Annotated in this window: 1 protein-coding gene; it reads left to right on the top strand. The window is 38.2% G+C overall.

The window, feature by feature from the left end; translation table 11 throughout:
- A partial coding sequence (locus tag P8629_RS11795; RefSeq protein ID WP_278166315.1) for a hypothetical protein occupies nucleotides 1-271 on the top strand: 271 nt, incomplete at its 5' end.
- Nucleotides 272-275: the final 4 nt, after the last annotated feature.

Genomic DNA, 275 nt, shown 5'->3' with positions numbered 1-275 from the left:
AAAAGATGTTGAGATACTAGTTGATAATGTTTTAGTCGCTCCAGCCTTATCTGATGACGTCATTAATCAGCTGAATTTAACAGGAAAAAAAGCTGTGTACACTTTAGGAATTCCAAAAGGTGATACCCATGATTGGGAAGACAAGGAAGTTGAATTCTTTGGTCAACGGTGGCGTACATTTGGTTTTGTGACAGAAGGCATTGATGATTTAAATCCAGACTTAGCCATAGCGCTCCACCATCACTTTCTTGTTCCAAGACAATGGAATTAAATCA

This window comes from Hydrogenovibrio sp. 3SP14C1, assembly GCF_029625905.1.
GTDB lineage: Bacteria > Pseudomonadota > Gammaproteobacteria > Thiomicrospirales > Thiomicrospiraceae > Hydrogenovibrio.
This window is presented reverse-complemented; position numbering and strand designations above follow the sequence as displayed.